Source organism: Butyrivibrio sp. ob235 (genome assembly GCF_900109475.1).
Lineage (GTDB): Bacteria > Bacillota > Clostridia > Lachnospirales > Lachnospiraceae > Butyrivibrio.
The window spans coordinates 70,373-86,735 of the sequence record NZ_FOBE01000003.1 but is presented as its reverse complement, the minus strand read 5'-3'; the positions used below and the strand labels follow the sequence as shown (position 1 = coordinate 86,735).

Sequence of the window (16,363 nt, the reverse complement as noted above, 5' to 3'; positions counted from 1 at the left end):
CTCATCCGGCGCTACGCGCCACCTTCCCCCAGGGGGAAGGCTTTATTTTGTCACCTCTAATAGATGCTTCTTCAGATCAATCATCTGGTCACGCAGCATCGCAGCAGTCTCGAAATCAAGATCGACAGCCGCCTTCTTCATGCGCTTCTCAACATCCTTGATAACCTTCTCGAGTTCCTTCTTATCCATGGACTCGGGATCCTTCTCAAACTGTACCTCCTGCTTCGCAACAGCCTTGGTAACACTGATGAGATCTCTGACTGCCTTCCTGATGGTCTGCGGTGTGATGCCGTGCTCTTCATTGTACTCCTGCTGGATTTTCCTTCTGCGCTCTGTGATCTCTATCGCATTCTTCATGGAATCCGTCATATTATCGGCGTACATAATGACACGTCCGTCCGCATTTCTTGCTGCACGTCCGATGGTCTGTATAAGAGATGTTTCTGAGCGAAGGAATCCCTCCTTATCGGCATCTATGATAGCCACAAGCGCTATCTCCGGAATATCAAGACCCTCCCTAAGCAGGTTGATTCCCACAAGAACATCGAATACATCAAGTCTCATATCCCTGATAATCTCAGACCTCTCCAAAGTATCTATATCAGAGTGCATGTATCTCACCCTGATGCCTGTATCTGCCAGGTACTCTGTGAGATCCTCCGCCATCTTCTTGGTAAGGGTCGTTATAAGCACCTTATTGTTTCTGGCAGTCTCCTTATTGATCTCCGTAATCAGGTCATCAATCTGTCCCTCGACAGGTCTCACCGAGATCTCCGGATCAAGAAGTCCCGTAGGTCTGATAATCTGCTCGGCGCGCAGTAGCTCATGCTCCGCCTCGTAAGGGCCGGGCGTAGCCGAACAGAACAGCATCTGATCAATATGTGTTTCAAACTCCTCGAAATTCAGCGGTCTGTTATCAAGAGCCGAAGGCAGTCTGAAGCCATAGTCCACCAGCGTGGTCTTCCTTGATCTGTCCCCATGGTACATAGCGCCTATCTGCGGAATAGTCATATGGGACTCATCGACAATTATCAAAAACTCTCCATCAAAGAAGTCCATAAGCGTAAGCGGCGGTTCACCCGGCTTTGCAAAATTTAGATGCCTCGAATAATTCTCGATGCCTGAACAAAAACCGGTCTCTCTCATCATCTCAACATCAAAATTCGTTCTCTCAGCGATTCTCTGAGCCTCGATCAGCTTATCCTCGCTCTTGAAAAACTTCACCTGCTCATCAAGCTCGGCTTCGATATTCTGACAGGCCAGATTTATCTTCTCCTGAGGAACTACATAGTGCGATGCGGGATAGATCATAACGTGAGTCAGCTCATTTCTCACAGTGCCCGTCACAGGCTCAACCTCACAGATTCTGTCTATCTCATCTCCGAAAAGCTCAATCCTTATAAGATAATCATCCGCCTGGGCAGGGAAAATCTCTATGGTATCGCCTCTTACTCTGAAATTACATCTGTTAAGATCAAGGTCATTCCTTGTATACTGGATTGCCACCAGGTCCTTGAGTATCTGTTCTCTGCTTCTCTCCATCCCGGGACGAAGCGAAATAGACATCCCCTTGAATTCATCGGGACTTCCAAGACCGTAGATACAGGACACGCTGGCAACAACTATGACATCCTTCCTCTCCGAAAGTGATGCCGTAGCCGAAAGCCTGAGCTTATCAATCTCATCATTTATCGAGGAGTCCTTGGCAATGTAGGTATCCGTCTGAGGAACATAGGCCTCGGGCTGGTAATAATCGTAGTAGGATACAAAATATTCGACCGCGTTATTTGGGAAAAACTCCTTGAATTCACCGTAGAGCTGCCCCGCCAGAGTCTTGTTATGACTTATCACAAGAGTCGGCTTATTCAGTGCCTGAATTACATTTGCCATCGCAAAGGTCTTACCGGATCCGGTAACTCCCTGAAGAGTTTCGAACTGATTCCCCGCTTTAAATCCGTTTACCAGAGCCTCTATCGCCTGCGGCTGATCTCCGGTCGGCTTATATTCTGATTTAAGTTCAAAATGATCCATGATATTACCTCAAGTATTCTTCCGAACACATTTTCGATATATCGCTTATTCTATCATATCATTTATAAAAACTCAATCGTATCAAATGTTCTTACAATATCTACAAAAAGCTCGGGTTCATGCGGCTTTTGAGTAAAATACCCCTCACCTTTTCCGGGCTTTTCCCTGCCAAAAAGCTTCACCAAAATACTCTTCTTTTTCTTCCGGGTTTTTATCATCAGAAGATCTGCCGGTATATCACTGACTCTTGAATATCTTTCGCCGGCAACAGGCGCGCAGCACCTTTTAATTACTCGGCACATCTCATCTCTGAAGGCATCAGATGCATTTGACCTGGAAAGCAAAACCTCCATAGTTCTTCCAAGCTGATAGATATCTGTTGCAAAGCACTCCGGTGAAAGGCCTCCGTATTGCTCGGGCGCTGCGTACCCTTTTGTACCCGCACCTGTAATACTGCTGTTTTCCATAGCCCCTTCTCTCTTATAACCCGCGTAAATCGTCGCTGTTCCGAAATCAATAAGGTAAAGCTTGCCCTCCTTAGAGGTCATGATATTCGAAGGTTTTATATCCCTGTGAATGACAGGTGTCCTAAGTTCATGAAGAGCACCCGTAATTTTGCAGATATCTGTGAAAAGTGCCTTTAACTCATCTTCACTGCTTTCTCCAAGGTCCGCATGTTCAAGCGTAAAACCACCCAGATACTCCATAACCATCTCTCTTTCTGAAAATGATAAAGGCTCTGGGGAATACTTATATCCCGCATTTTTAAGATACCTAAGGACCCGCCATTCATTTTCAAGCTGAAGCAGCGCATTTTTCCCTCTGATTGCCCTTTTGACAACGCAGAATTTGCTTTCTCCCTGCAGAACCCCGAGGTAAACCTCAGAATTACCGCCTCTTCCTATACGCTTTTTTGCTACTACTTCACACATACCGCCGCTGCCGTGACAGGTCTCTTCTCTCCTCTGCTCCATAGCTGGCTCCTTAAGTACTCAATATTTTTTTGCATCTCGTTATTGCCAACGCACATCTGCGGGCAAAGTCTCCTATGAATTTCTGTATCTCTCTGCCTTTCAAAAAATGCACTGTTTGCAGCTATCAAAGTGCTTCCTTCGGGAAGCCTCCCCTCGAGATAATAGTATTGTCCATGCATAATTCCATCATCTTCCTCGAAAAGATCGGTCGCACCAAGCCTTCCGATGCGCATAACCCTGTTGCATCCTCTGTTCATAGCATAGTAATTTATTCCCTTCATCACCAGCACCGTAATGTCGGGCGTACTCTTTCCAAACAGAAAGCCACTATGGCCAAACTTCTTAAACAGCCTCTGAAGAAGTGCCGGTACATCCTTATCATAGCCTTTATGTATCAGCTTTTCGGCATTTCTTATAATCCTGTCGCTTAGTTTCTTATTGGCTCCACAGGAGCTGAGCACCATTACCACCAGATCCGACCTGTCTTTTAAATGTATTCCCTTTATCAAAAGTCCGTCATTATTAAGTTTTTCTCCCGGCTCACGAAGCGTGGCCGCATAGTAATCCATTTACCACACACCCTTTCATAGTTAATTTATTAAAGAATGGAAAATATATCCGCGAATCCGGATACGACTTAGAATTTTAAAAACAGAAGAAACTATATCGCAAAAAAATTTTTTTGTAAAGAATTTTTTTGAACAAAATAAAAAGCGCCCCTGCCCAAATTGGCAGAAGCGCAGTAACATAACGCCAATATAAAATTTTTACGCTGCATCATCAAGTGCAGAGCTCTTGATTTCCTTCTTAATGATCTCAATAGCCTTGTTCAGCTGATTGTCCGTACCATCCTTGTTGTACTTTTCATAATCAAGCGCAATCTCCACATCGGGAGTAATTCCGACACCATTAATATCTGTGCCCTTGGGTGTGAAATAATTACTGATCGTAAGCTTAACGGCAGTCCCGTCGGTGAAGGGGAAAATCCTCTGTACCACACCTTTTCCATAGGTGGTCTCGCCAACGATAGTGCCCTTGCCATAGTCCTTAATAGCTCCGGACAAAATCTCCGATGCACTGGCAGAATAACCGTTTACCATCACAACCAAGGGGATGTCGATTTCATTCTTTCCATCGCACTCATAATCTTCTCTGTTGCCATCTCTATCCACCGTATATACAATATCACCCTGAGGCAGAATCTGTCTTGCGATCTGGCATACAGCGGAAAGACTTCCGCCGGGATTGGAACGAAGATCAAGAATAAGCGCCTTCATTCCTTTTGATCTAAGCTCAGTCATACCCTCTGTAAACTGTCCCGGAGTCACGGAGTCGAATTCCGTAATGCCGAGATATCCTATATCGTCTTCAAGCATCGTGGTATTAACCGTCTGGGTCTCAAGCTTATCTCTTTCAACCTCGAATTCCAGATAATCCGGCTCTCCTTCGCGGTAAATGGTAATCTTTACCTTGGTGCCGATCTCGCCGCGTATAAGCTGTACTACTTCATTCAGAGTCAGTCCCTGTACGTTCTCTCCGGCAACCTTATAGATTACATCATTTGCTTTTATGCCGATCTTTTCGGCAGGTGAATCCTTAATTGTTCCTGTTACTCTCGGAAGATTGGTGTCCTTGTCCATGCTGACATAGGCACCTATACCATAATAAATACCCTCTGTATCCGACATCAGGTCCTCGTACTCGGAAGTGGTATAGTACTCGGAATACGGATCCTGCAGTGACGCAACGACCCCCTTGTAAATAGCATCCGCTTCAGCGGCCCGGTCAACCTCGGTCTTGTAATAGTAATTATTTATTGTATCCTCTATGACCTTAACCTTATTGATGGTATCATCGCTCATAGCGGTATTGGTACTATCCTTTTTCGAACCGAAAATCGAAAAGCCCTTCGCCCTTATCACAGACAGTCCTGCAACTATCAGCACAGCAGACAGAAGAAAACCTGCTGCAAGTCCAATAAAAAGCAGACTGATCTTATTTTCCTTTGGTTCCATAGTGGTACTTCCTTTCAGTCTCAGTCAGCTCCCATCAGAGGAGTGGCTGAATAAAAATGTATCATTTCAGATAATTCCACGGGCTTACATAACTTCCGTTAAGTCTTACTCCGAAATGAAGGTGCGGTCCCGTAGATCTGCCGGTCGAACCGACAGAGCCGATTCTCTGGCCCTTAGTCACCTCAGCTCCTGTTGAAACGCTGAGCGAGGATGCATGCATATAAATCGTATACAGTCCGCTTCCATGGGATATCATAACATAGTTTCCCATTGTCGAATTATAAGCAGCCGCCACAACCTTGCCGTCATAAGCCGCAAGTATAGCAGAACCGCTTGCTGCAGCGAGATCGATGCCGTTATGCATCTTCTGGATTCCCAGTGTGGGATGCATTCTCATACCATAGTTATCCGATATTCTTGTATATGAAGGACAGGGAAAAGTGAACATTCCTCCGTCATACTTTCTTGCATTCTGAGCCGCAAGCTCAGCCTTTTCTGCCTCAACAGCCTTCTCAAGAGCTGCGATTGTGGCATTTTCTTCCGCAATCTGTTTCTCATACTCCGCGATGGCAGCCTCTTTATCCTGAATGTTTGCGGAAAGCTTGGTTACTTCCGTATTCTTCTCAGCGATAAGAGTCTGAAGATTGCCTTCCTCTATGACAACCTCTGCCTTGGCTTCATCAAGAGTTTTCTTTTCCTCCTCAAGGGCCTCTTTTGTAAGAGTGGTGAGTTCTGTCTGTGCTATATACTCATCGAGCTTACCCTTGTCATAGGCTGACAGTTCCTCTATATACTCTACCTTATTAAGCATATCTGAAAAGGTCCCCGTCTCCAGTAAAAGCTGGAAGTAAAGTGTATCTCCCCTCTCATACATGAAACGGATTCGCTTTTTCATAGCTTCATACTGCTCGTTCTGGATTCTGATATCCTCCTCGAGCTCAGCCGTTGTCTCTTCTATATCTTTTTCTTTCTGTTCAATCTTATCACCGAGATCCTGTATCTTCTTCTGAATGTCATCAAGGCTTGCATCCAGCTTGGTGATATAGGAATTCAGATCCGACTTCTCTTTTTCAAGAGATTTCTTAACAGACTGCAAATCGGTGAGAGAGCTCTTCATGGAATCCCTCTCCTTCTTCGCGTCTTTGATCTGTCCCTCTTTTTCCTTTATACTCTCCGCAGTTACAGCGGCGCGCACAGGTGTCCCCGCAAAAGAAACTGTGCCTGCAAGCAGGCACAGAACCAGAACTGACCCTGTTATTCTTTTCCCAAATGTCGTACTAATCAAAATCCGGCAGCCTCCCCATAAACTCCGTTGCTCTTATACATGAAGGTGTTTGCGTACAGTTGTAACACTTCCAAGAAAACCGATCCCCACTCCTATAAGAATTGAAATAGGTGTAAGAGCTTCAAAAATCTTTCCTACCGGAAGAATATCCAGTATTGAATTAAGCATTGAAAATCTGATTGCCAGGAATTCTTTTGCCTTATTGTAGATAAAATAAATTATCACAAGCGGGAAAAGTGAACCTATAAGTCCGATAATAATACCCTCTATGACAAAGGGCGCACGTACGAAAAAGTCCGTGGCACCGATGTACTTCATGATATTTATCTCTTCTTTTCTGACCGAAATTCCTATCGTAACCGTGTTGCTGATAAGGAAAATTGAAACCAGTAAAAGGATTCCGATTATTCCGAGTGATACATATGCTATCAGGCTATTGATTCCGCTCAGCGTGGAAGCCGTAACCTCAGATCTGTTGACCATCCTTACGCATTCTATCGATTCGAGATAGGTTACCAGCGCAGGCTGCATGGACACATCATTTAAGTAAATCTGAAGGTTCGCAGAATCCTCCAGCGGGTTCTCCGTAAAGCCGTCCGCATACTCTCCAAGGTAATCGGTTTTAAATCCCTCCCAGGCATCCAGAGCAGAAATATACTCAACTCTGCTGACCTCAGGTCTCTTTTCAATCAGAGATTTGGTCGCAAGGATTATATCCTCCGTCGTTCCCTCATTGAAAAATACCGTAACGGAAACTCCCTCCTCAGCTGTCTGAACCACATGCTGAAAATTGGTTACTATCGAATAAAATATACCAAAAAGGAACAGGCAGGCACTGATTGTTGCAATTGATGCAAGCGTATACCATCTGTTACGACCAAGGTTCCTAAAGCCCTGTCCTATTGTATAGAAAAAACTACTCATCCTCATCGTGATACTCACCCTCTTCTTCGTCGTGAATCACGACGCCTTTTTTCATAGTAATAACGCGCTTATGCATCGCGTTAACAATCTCCCTGTTGTGTGTAACAACAATTACCGTAGTCCCGTTAAGGTTGATCTGCTCCATGAGTTTCATGATCTCCCAGGTATTACCGGGATCGAGGTTACCCGTAGGCTCATCCGCAAGAAGTATCTCCGGCTTATTTACAATAGCTCTTGCAAGGGCAACTCTCTGCTGCTCTCCGCCTGCAAGCTGAGTTACCTTACTCTTGTATTTTCCTGCAAGTCCCACCATTGCGAGAACCGAAGGAACATTTCTCTTGATATCTCTGTTGGACTTCTGGATTATTCTCTGGGCAAAAGCGACATTTTCATAGACATTTCTGTCCTTCAGAAGTCGGAAATCCTGGAATACTATTCCAAGCTTTCTTCTGAACTTCGGGATGTTTCTGTGTCTCATTCTGCCAAGGTCCTGTCCCATAACGGTGATAGTTCCGTCAGAAGGAACAAGCTCCCTCAGAAGCAGCTTTATCAGGGTGGATTTACCCGATCCGCTGTCTCCTACTATAAAAACAAATTCACCCTTCTTTATGTGAAGGGTGACTCCATTTAAAGCTGGTGCTCCCGTAGAATAAGATTTTGTCACGTTATCGAGCGTGATGATCTCATCCTCCGAAACCGGTCCGGCGGCACGTTTTCTTCTGTAAACTTTTTCCATACTTATTACTCCTACTACTTAACTGTATCGCGATCCTACGGATTCTTAGTATCGCTCCATGTATTTCATGTATCGTACAACCATCAGTGCAATCTTGAATGTGATGGCGTCATCGAAAACACGAAGATCAAGACCTGTGCTCTTTTGGAGCTTATCAAGTCTGTAAACCAGAGTGTTTCTGTGAATAAACAGCTGTCTGGAAGTCTCTGAAACATTAAGGTTATTTTCAAAGAACTTATCAATCGTCGCAAGTGTCTCCTGATCGAATCCATCGGGATTTTTACCGCCGAATATCTCACGGATAAACATCTTGCAAAGCGGGATGGGCAGCTGATATATAAGTCGTCCGATGCCAAGCTCCCCATAGCTTATAACCTTGCGCTCATCAAAGAAAATTCTTCCTACGTCAAGCGCCATCTTGGCCTCTTTATATGAACGGCTGACTTCCTTAATCTCTCCTACAACAGTACCGATGGCAATATGAACATTGGTTATGCCAAGGGACTCAAGATGCTCCTGGAGCTCTCCCGCAGACTTTGAAATCTCTTCGGGTTTGCTGTATTCGGACACATCCTTAACGACAATAACATTGTCCTCATCCACTTCTGTCACAAAATCCCCGCCGTTACCGGTGCCATGAGTTCTTATAAGCTCAAGCACATTGTTCTCACGAACCTTATCCGCGGAAACAATCATGGTTACACGCTTGGAATCGGACGGAATGTGAAGTTTCTTAGCTCTACTATATATATCCACCAGAAGAAGGTTGTCAAGGAGCAGGTTCTTGATGAAATTGTCCTTATCAAACCTCTCTTTGTAAGCAACAAGCAGTCCCTGGATCTGATATGCGATCATCTTGCCAATAGTATAGGTGCTCTCACCGCTTCCCGCAGCGATCAGTATATACTCGAGCTGCTGCTCATCATATACTTTGAAAAACTGATAGCCCTGCACTTCCTGAGAATCAGCAGGTGATCTGACAAAATCACGAACAGAATCACCCATGTTTGTAAAGTCGGGTCTTGTTGCGGCAACCTCGTTTCCATCTACGTCAAGTACGCATAAATCCACATGTGCTATGCCTTTTAAGCCGTCTATGGTATTTTGAAGGATCTGATTTGAAATCATAATTAATCTCCCAAAATTAATTTTTCATTGTTCTTATTTTATTCTACTCGATAAATGCATAAAAATCCACAAATTTTATCTGTTTTTTTGTTGATTTTCCATAATAGTTTTTGAGGGTGTTTTTTCCGATATAAGAAATGGATAAGGATACATGTGCAGTGGTGTGATTTTACACCAAAGCAGTACCCAAAAATGCCTAAGGAGGTGCCTATGGACATACCTGAATTATCAATGGCATTATCGGCAAGCAAGCTTCAATCTGACTGGGGAACAGCTATGCTCTCCAAGAATCTTGACGCTCTGCAGGATGTCGGCAACACCATTGAAGAAATGATCGATGTGTCCGCCCTCGAAAGGTCAGTCAACCCGAACCTGGGTGGCACAATCGACATCCGGCTGTAAATTCAGCCACGAACGGACACCCCACACATATCATATTATTGTTTCAGCCTCGTTACGCAGAGCGTATAATCGGCTGAAAAATAACACGATATGTGTGGGGTGTCCTGTTTCTTACCTTTATTATCCCCTCATCCTTATCTCATCTGTGCCAATCTCGATTCTGCCTTCCTTGAGGAGGTGGCCGATGGCGCGTTTGAATTCGTTCTTGCTCATGGACATTTCGTCGCGGATGAGTTGGGGGTCGGCTTTGTCGGTGAAAGGAAGGCGGCCGCCGTTTTCCTGCATGGCTTCGAGGATAGCCTCCGCATCAGAGCCGATCTGAAGATATGCTTTCTCGCGAACACTGAGAGTGAGCTTTCCGTCGTCGCGAACCTCTACCACTCTGGCGGTTATCTCATCGCCGATCTTGATATCTCCGTACAGCTCCTTCTTGGGAATGAGAGCTGAGAAAATATCGTCAACAGCCACGAAAACTCCGAAGTTTGAACTGGTCTCATAGACTGTTCCGCGAACTCTGTCATCCTTGTGATAAGGGCTGTCGGTTCTAAGGAACTCATATACATTCATAGTAACCGCAAGTCTTCCGGATTTATCCACATAAAGGGCACAGAGAACACTCTCGCCCTTCTTCACTTTTCTGGTCTGCTCTCTGAAGGGAAGAAGCACGTCCTTCTCAAGCCCCCAATCCATAAATGCTCCGATTTTTCCTACATCGGTGACAGTGAGCATATTGACGTCGCCCAGCATGAGCTTGGGAGTCTTGGTCGTGGCGATAAGTCTGTCATCCGAATCCTTGTAAAGGAAAACGGTAAGCTTATCTCCTATCTCGGAGCCCTCGGGCACCTGCTTTTTTGGCAAAAGCACTTTGTCCTCGTCGCCCTGCTTCTCTGCAAGGTAAACTCCGAAATCCACCTGTTTAATAATTATCAGTTCCTGTTTTTCTCCGATTCTTAACATTTCTATAATCCTTTTATTTCTATTATTGCATATGGTTTGCCGGCATCATCGTTTATATACGTGAGATAGCTGTCTTCCCCCACATAAACCACCGGTTGTACCTCATCTCCCAGATGCGCCTGCTGCCTGTACTCCGCTCTTATCTGGATCTTTTCCCTACTCTTGGCGAGTTTACGAAGCTTATCAAGATCATTTTTCTCCGCCACATAATCGAAAGCCTGAAGCGCAATACGTATGTACTGCCCGTTGTTCACATGAAGGTTTGAATCAAGATGATGCATCCCGATTATCTTAGAAGGCGCCTTGAATATCTCTGCACCCTCCACCGGGCGGATCTTTCTTGAAGCGTAGTCCATGGGGAGCTTCTCATCAAGAGGATAGGTAGCAATTATATCATCGTCTATCCTAACCGGTGTCCCTTTTTCCATATTGATCAGTGTCCACACGGAATTCGCAACCGCAAGCCTCTCGCCATCCTCGGTATCCATATAAAAATTTCTGAGTCCGAAAAATCCGTTAAGCTCATAGGGTACGGTACCCGTCACAACCCTTTCGCCAAGCCCCGGCAATCTGTTCACCACCACCTGCCAGCTGTTTAAAACCCAGGCCGTTCCCTTTTTTGCCATCTCCTCTATGGTCGCAGGGCCTTCCTGTGTCTGAAAAGTCGAGCAGTCCTGGAAATAATCTATAAGCGATTCAAATGTAAGATAATTTTCTATATCCGTTTCCGAATACCGTATTCTTGAATTAAATGAGTACATTTTTTTAAATCCTCTTCTTAATTATCATAGCACAAATCGCTGCCGTTAGCGGCATAAGCATCACGACGCAGTATTCGTACCTAAAGTCCACCACCGGAGCTGCTATAAGGAGCGTAAGCACAAGCGCTGCCTGCAGTATCACAAATACCGAAAGCTTTCCGCCCATAGTCTTTTTCTTCCAGAGCATCATAAAAAGAACAAAAACCACAAGCCATGTGTAAGCTCCGGCGCACCACAGCATCCCGTAAAGCGGCACAAAGCTTCCGAGCTTGATAAGAATTTCCTTTCCCTTTACAACCGCTTTTCCTCCTATAAGAGGCGTAGGCACAAGCCCATAGGAATTGCCCATTATGCCGTCGATATTCCCCACATCATAGGAAACATCAGGATACACGTATCCGCCCTCAAGGTCAAACCAGGCTCTTATATAATGCACGGGATGCGCCAGTCCAAGCCGCATCCACAGCCCAAGATAGGCACCTTTGTTATTCTCGATAACCTCGGGATGCCCTGCCCTTACAAGTTCCTTGATATTATCCGCAAAATCCGGAGCGTAAAGCTCATGGATATAGGTAGTGTCTATGACCGCCTCCACCAGTTCCCTGTCACCGGAAGATAATTCCTCATCCTCCACCAGAACTCTCGCCACCTGCTGAAGAGGCAGTGATAGCGATTCCGTAAAATCTGGCTGCACGATGCCCACAGCATTCATAACAGGTCCCTTTATCAAAAGGGCAATCACCACTGCGGCTATTACAGAGATAAGCGCCTGCCTCATATTTTTCCTGAAACCATAGATGAAAAACGGCGCACATACCAAAAATGCATACCAACCGTTCGATCTGAAAACAGACATCAAAACCGAAAGAACTGCAAAACCGGCGAAATCCATGGCTCCCGGATTTTCCTTAAAGCTCATCTCACAGAGCCTGCATCCAAGCAGCATAACTATCCCCGCAAATGGAATGTCCTTCCAGATGGTAACTGAAAACACCGCATTAAACGGTACCAGGGCAAAGAATGCAAGAGATAAAAAAGCAGGGACAGCTTTTCCCGTAATCCTTTTTACCTGCACCACAACTCTCGAACAGCAACAAGCAAAAAAGATCATCTGCGCCACTGTATAGAAGCTTATCGCTTTATTTACATCACCCGTGACCGACATGCCAAGCTTATAAAACAGTGCTATCAGCATCGTATGCGCAATCGGATGATGATTGGAAAGTGGATTCACTCCGATAACCTGCTCATATTGCACAATGGAATCTGCGGTCATGATCCCGGGGTATTCATATAGAAAGTATGGGAGCCAGCACAGAAAGCAAATCGCTGCGGCCAAAAAGAAAACTGCTGTGTCACTAAGAGTATTTACCCCGGCACCTGCCTTTTCAACAATCTCATCATCACCCTTTGCAGAGCCCTCTTTCGGAATAGGAAACGGATTCCCAACCTTCAAAACCAGCTGAAACACCCTGAAATACGAAAGGAAAATTCCCACCAGCATAATGGCAATTCCAAGAAGCCTGAACAGGGCACTGTCAAAACGAGCCACCGCTCTTTTCCCGTACAAAAGTATCACTGCGGCCGTCAATATCGCGGACATCGCATATATAGGCAAAAAGAGCTTCCGCTTTCTGTTTTTCCTCGCCTTCTCCCCCATCGCACAAAACAGCGCAAAAAAGACAAGTGTCAGCGGATTTCTGACTGTGATCCCCAGCATGAGCTGAAGTCCCCATGTACACAAAAATGCCACAAGAGCATTATTCAATTCTTTTTTCTCCAAAACTTCCATATCTGTTATAATCCTTGTAGAAATAGCGGGCCGAAAGGAACTACATTATCGCATGAACAGTCAAAACTTACCATCAGACAACACAATAAAAGTCCATGAGCTTATTTACTACATATATTTCCTTTTGCTTTTTGGCGCAAGAGCCATCGGACTCTACGACGGACAGCCCGTTTACAACGCCTGCCTTGTACTTGGCATGCTCGCTTTTATCATTAAAATCGCGGCCACAAGGCACACACTTTACGAATACATCGCAGGAGTTGCCTTTCTGGGAACCGGCGCACTGACCTACCTCTGCTCCGGGGAAAAAGGTCTCCTTATCTACTTTACCATGATGCTCGGCATGAAGGGTATACGTGAAAAAAAGGTTGCAAAGCTGGGGCTCATCATCCTTTCCGTCTCCTACTTTGTCCTCTACCTGCTCTCCGTCACCGGCATCATCACCGAGTTAAATCACATAAACAAGCGCAGCGGCTACGGATTTCTCCTCCGTCATTCTCTGGGATACCCTTATCCCAATACTGCGCATACAACGCTTTTAATACTGATTATCTTATTTTTCTATCTCTATGAAGCCAAAAATCTCAGAAGCCTCCTTAAGGCTTCTGTTATTGCTATGCTCCTTAACCTGTATGTGTATCTTTATACCGTAAGCCTCACCGGACTCATATCCATCAGCTTATATCTTATTATAAACATATATTTACAGCTTAGAAAAAATCGCACCAAAGCAGAAAATGCACTTATTTTACTTCTCTTTCCCGCGATAGTTATCTTCTCGATAGCAGGACCTCTCCTTGCAACCGGAAGCGCTTTCGAATTCATGAACAAACTCCTTCACAAGCGCTATGAATTCGCTCTGTATTTTCTGACCACTGAAAAGATAACACCCTTCGGTTCATATTTTAAAGCACCGCCCACCAACTGGTATATGCTCGACAACTCCTTCCTGTATCTGTTTTTGCAGCTTGGAGTGGTACCTTTCGCTCTGGTCTGCGCTCTCTATATTATGTGGATCGGAAATCTCGTAAAGGAAAACAAAACCCGGGAGCTGGCAGTCATCATCACCTTCTGCTTTATCGGAATGAGTGATCCCTTCCTGTTTAACCTAAGCTTCAAGAATCTGACCTTCATATTCCTTGGCGCTTACCTTTATGATTCTCTGAAAAAAATGGAGAACACGCTTCCCGCCGCACTGAGCAAGGAAATAATTATCCTTCCGTTTGGCGAAAAAGAAATATCTGCTTTCAAAAGCAGATTTGCTTTTCCCGGAAAAATCCTGTCAAAAAGCTTTTATGAAATCAGCATACACCTCGTAAGGTATGCGCTCATTTTCGCAGTAATCGGGCTTATCGGGTGCGCTTTTTATACAAAAACTCACACTGAGCCCAAGGTTCTGTATGTTGAAACCGAAATCGCAGATCCTTATTTCAATCACAAGAACATCGAAATGACTCAGGCCGACGTCGATGCCGCTCTTGCAGCCGGTGACCTCGTCGTAGGATATGACAGTGAAGATCCCACTATGTATGTGTTCAAGAAAAGTGCTCCGCATATGGAATATATACGAAGCACTCTGACCTTCGGTATCTGGGCCGGTCTTATTGCGGCTCTGATAATATCAATTATCGGATCCGCCCGCAAACGATGAGATTTCTCTTACATACTCATCGTAGTCTCTAATGTATTCACTTGCGTCATAGTGCTCGCTTGCAAGGACAAGCAGCACGGAATCGGCGCTAAAATCGTACATCTCCTTCCAAACCATGTTCGGAAGATATATTCCGGTATTCGGTCTGTTCAGGCAGAAAATCGTCTCATTTCCCGCTCCGTCCATAACCTTGACCTTACTGGTTCCCGCCACATTTATAAGCACAAACTCAGTCCTCTTATTCGCGTGCTGACCGCGAACAACGGTTGCGTCACTTCCATACATATAGAAGGCTCTCTTTATATCGAAAGGGATATCCTTCCCACCTTCCACGATGACAAGCTGACCTCTCTCATCACCCATGTCCTTGAATTCTATCATCTTTACGCGGTCCATATGATTAAGCATAACTAAACTCCCACACGTCAATAATTGAACGAAACTTAATACTTTTTTAATTGAAAGACTCTTTATATAAGACTAAAATTATAAAAGAGGCTACGTTACATTATAAATTAAGATTGGGGGTTTGTGCAATTTAAGCACAAAGGACAGACATGAATTTCTTCAAAAAATGCATGAACCAGAAATGGTTTCCTTACACAGTGGCATCCTGTTCCGCAGTACTTGTTTATCTGGGCGTGTCACACATTAACCTGCTGTTTAAAGGAATCGCTGTACTCGGGAAATATTTTTCACCGGTAATAACGGGACTGATCCTTGCATATGTTCTGCATCCGCTTGTTGCCTTTTTTGAAAGGACTATCCTTTCAGGAATAAAACAAAACGGAATAAGAAGGTCTCTGGCAATACTTCTCTCTGTCATGGTTGTACTGTTGTTTATCGCGATACTGATGATTGCCCTGATTCCTCAGCTTGTAGACAGTATTACGACTTTTGTGTCAAACCTGGACAGCTATGCACGTTCGCTGGAAAACCTGCTCAATAACTTAAATGTCCAGGCAGGTAACTTCCACATCAACCTTTCCGGAATCATAGGCAAGATCAATACCTTCCTGTCGCAGTTTGCACAGAAGCTCCCTCAGGCCATGTCCCAGATAATAAATGTATCTGCCGGCATAGGTAAGGGGTTCTTTAATTTTATCCTTGGCTCTATCCTCGCCCTATACTTTCTTGCAGGCATGGAAAAACTGCAGGCCGGAAGTGTCAGGCTTATGAAGGCATTTATTCCTGACAGCTTTTATCAGAGAATGAGCACATTCTGGAGCACCTGCAACGATATCCTGAAGCGCTACATCGCAGGAGATCTTCTGGATGGACTCATCGTCGGAATAGTAAACTGGTTCTTCATGACAGTGACCGGCATGTCCTACTCAGTGCTGATCTCACTGTTTGTCGGAGTAACCAATCTCGCACCTACCTTCGGACCCATAGTCGGTGCCATTATAGGTGCTTTCATCTTGGTTTTGGTAAATCCTATACATGCACTTATCTTCCTCATCTTCACGATAGTGCTGCAGACAGTTGACGGATATATTATCAAACCCAAACTTTTCGGAAATACACTTGGCGTCTCAGCCGTTTGGATACTTGTTACTTTGGTAGTCGGCGGGCGCATGTTCGGCGTTGCCGGAATCATGCTTGCCATTCCGTTTGCCGCTATCTTTAACTTTACATATCAGAATTGGATTCAGAAAAGAGAGGCTGCTCTTGCCGATAAAGCAGAACCCCCTGAAGAGGAATAAT

The 16,363-nt window shown here is 44.9% G+C and carries 15 protein-coding genes; 3 read left to right on the top strand and 12 right to left on the bottom strand.

From position 1 onward, the window contains the following. Positions 1-42: 42 nt before the first annotated feature. The 8 genes from uvrB to BMW61_RS04525 form a co-directional block, all read right to left on the bottom strand. On the bottom strand, positions 43-2,031 hold the full coding sequence (gene uvrB / locus BMW61_RS04560) for an excinuclease ABC subunit UvrB (protein ID WP_026498322.1): 1,989 nt from the start codon (positions 2,029-2,031) through the stop codon (positions 43-45). 62 nt (positions 2,032-2,093) lie between these two features. After that, positions 2,094-3,005 (bottom strand): serine/threonine protein kinase, encoded by a 912-nt coding sequence (locus BMW61_RS04555; RefSeq protein WP_091820043.1) that lies wholly within the window; start codon positions 3,003-3,005, stop codon positions 2,094-2,096. Continuing rightward, the gene (locus tag BMW61_RS04550) at positions 2,951-3,574 is read right to left on the bottom strand and encodes a hypothetical protein (protein WP_091820042.1); all 624 of its coding nucleotides are present in this window, start codon (positions 3,572-3,574) and stop codon (positions 2,951-2,953) included. Before BMW61_RS04550 ends, BMW61_RS04555 begins: the two co-directional genes overlap by 55 nt. A gap of 198 nt (positions 3,575-3,772) precedes the next feature. Beyond that, positions 3,773-5,020, bottom strand: coding sequence for a S41 family peptidase (locus BMW61_RS04545; protein WP_091820040.1), 1,248 nt, complete (start codon positions 5,018-5,020; stop codon positions 3,773-3,775). 61 nt (positions 5,021-5,081) lie between these two features. Further along, positions 5,082-6,305 (bottom strand): murein hydrolase activator EnvC family protein, encoded by a 1,224-nt coding sequence (locus BMW61_RS04540; protein WP_022760337.1) that lies wholly within the window; start codon positions 6,303-6,305, stop codon positions 5,082-5,084. 33 nt (positions 6,306-6,338) lie between these two features. Next, entirely contained in the window at positions 6,339-7,235 is an 897-nt protein-coding gene (gene ftsX, locus BMW61_RS04535) for a permease-like cell division protein FtsX (RefSeq protein WP_022760338.1), read from the bottom strand. Then, the gene (ftsE, locus tag BMW61_RS04530) at positions 7,222-7,911 is read right to left on the bottom strand and encodes a cell division ATP-binding protein FtsE (protein ID WP_026498326.1); all 690 of its coding nucleotides are present in this window, start codon (positions 7,909-7,911) and stop codon (positions 7,222-7,224) included. Before ftsE ends, ftsX begins: the two co-directional genes overlap by 14 nt. A 99-nt stretch (positions 7,912-8,010) precedes the next feature. Further along, on the bottom strand, positions 8,011-9,093 hold the full coding sequence (locus BMW61_RS04525; protein WP_022760340.1) for a PucR family transcriptional regulator: 1,083 nt from the start codon (positions 9,091-9,093) through the stop codon (positions 8,011-8,013). 210 nt (positions 9,094-9,303) lie between these two features. Between BMW61_RS04525 and BMW61_RS04520 the strand changes: the two genes are divergently transcribed. Continuing rightward, positions 9,304-9,495, top strand: coding sequence for a YjfB family protein (locus tag BMW61_RS04520; RefSeq protein WP_022760341.1), 192 nt, complete (start codon positions 9,304-9,306; stop codon positions 9,493-9,495). Positions 9,496-9,615: 120 nt separating this feature from the next. Here BMW61_RS04520 and BMW61_RS04515 read toward each other — a convergent pair whose 3' ends face one another. From BMW61_RS04515 to BMW61_RS04505, 3 genes are read right to left on the bottom strand one after another with little or no spacing between them, the layout of a single operon-like run. Further along, positions 9,616-10,452, bottom strand: a complete 837-nt coding sequence (locus BMW61_RS04515; protein ID WP_022760342.1) for a CvfB family protein — start codon at positions 10,450-10,452, stop codon at positions 9,616-9,618. 2 nt (positions 10,453-10,454) lie between these two features. After that, a complete protein-coding gene (locus tag BMW61_RS04510) occupies positions 10,455-11,213 on the bottom strand; it encodes an acyl-[acyl-carrier-protein] thioesterase (protein ID WP_022760343.1) in 759 nt (252 codons plus the stop codon). Positions 11,214-11,217: 4 nt separating this feature from the next. Next, positions 11,218-13,005 (bottom strand): DUF6020 family protein, encoded by a 1,788-nt coding sequence (locus tag BMW61_RS04505; protein WP_091820038.1) that lies wholly within the window; start codon positions 13,003-13,005, stop codon positions 11,218-11,220. A gap of 52 nt (positions 13,006-13,057) precedes the next feature. Here BMW61_RS04505 and BMW61_RS04500 point away from each other — a divergent pair, with 52 nt between their 5' ends. Beyond that, positions 13,058-14,656, top strand: a complete 1,599-nt coding sequence (locus BMW61_RS04500) for a hypothetical protein (RefSeq protein WP_091820037.1) — start codon at positions 13,058-13,060, stop codon at positions 14,654-14,656. Here the strand turns inward: BMW61_RS04500 and BMW61_RS04495 are convergent. After that, complete coding sequence (locus BMW61_RS04495; protein ID WP_242876618.1) at positions 14,627-15,064, bottom strand: sugar 3,4-ketoisomerase; 438 nt, start codon at positions 15,062-15,064, stop codon at positions 14,627-14,629. The two genes, BMW61_RS04500 and BMW61_RS04495, sit on opposite strands and share 30 nt — an antisense overlap. A gap of 149 nt (positions 15,065-15,213) precedes the next feature. Between BMW61_RS04495 and BMW61_RS04490 the strand changes: the two genes are divergently transcribed. Next, a complete protein-coding gene (locus BMW61_RS04490) occupies positions 15,214-16,362 on the top strand; it encodes an AI-2E family transporter (RefSeq protein ID WP_091820036.1) in 1,149 nt (382 codons plus the stop codon). Position 16,363: the final 1 nt, after the last annotated feature.

What these genes read in the sequence shown, in the direction of transcription:
- uvrB (WP_026498322.1), bottom strand. Translation starts at nt 2,031, where the DNA reads ATGGATCATTTTGAACTTAAATCAGAATATAAGCCGACCGGAGATCAG.
- BMW61_RS04555 (WP_091820043.1), bottom strand. Translation starts at nt 3,005, where the DNA reads ATGGAGCAGAGGAGAGAAGAGACCTGTCACGGCAGCGGCGGTATGTGT.
- BMW61_RS04550 (WP_091820042.1), bottom strand. Translation starts at nt 3,574, where the DNA reads ATGGATTACTATGCGGCCACGCTTCGTGAGCCGGGAGAAAAACTTAAT.
- BMW61_RS04545 (WP_091820040.1), bottom strand. Translation starts at nt 5,020, where the DNA reads ATGGAACCAAAGGAAAATAAGATCAGTCTGCTTTTTATTGGACTTGCA.
- ftsX (WP_022760338.1), bottom strand. Translation starts at nt 7,235, where the DNA reads ATGAGGATGAGTAGTTTTTTCTATACAATAGGACAGGGCTTTAGGAAC.
- BMW61_RS04525 (WP_022760340.1), bottom strand. Translation starts at nt 9,093, where the DNA reads ATGATTTCAAATCAGATCCTTCAAAATACCATAGACGGCTTAAAAGGC.
- BMW61_RS04520 (WP_022760341.1), top strand. Translation starts at nt 9,304, where the DNA reads ATGGACATACCTGAATTATCAATGGCATTATCGGCAAGCAAGCTTCAA.
- BMW61_RS04515 (WP_022760342.1), bottom strand. Translation starts at nt 10,452, where the DNA reads ATGTTAAGAATCGGAGAAAAACAGGAACTGATAATTATTAAACAGGTG.
- BMW61_RS04510 (WP_022760343.1), bottom strand. Translation starts at nt 11,213, where the DNA reads ATGTACTCATTTAATTCAAGAATACGGTATTCGGAAACGGATATAGAA.
- BMW61_RS04505 (WP_091820038.1), bottom strand. Translation starts at nt 13,005, where the DNA reads ATGGAAGTTTTGGAGAAAAAAGAATTGAATAATGCTCTTGTGGCATTT.
- BMW61_RS04500 (WP_091820037.1), top strand. Translation starts at nt 13,058, where the DNA reads ATGAACAGTCAAAACTTACCATCAGACAACACAATAAAAGTCCATGAG.
- BMW61_RS04495 (WP_242876618.1), bottom strand. Translation starts at nt 15,064, where the DNA reads ATGCTTAATCATATGGACCGCGTAAAGATGATAGAATTCAAGGACATG.
- BMW61_RS04490 (WP_091820036.1), top strand. Translation starts at nt 15,214, where the DNA reads ATGAATTTCTTCAAAAAATGCATGAACCAGAAATGGTTTCCTTACACA.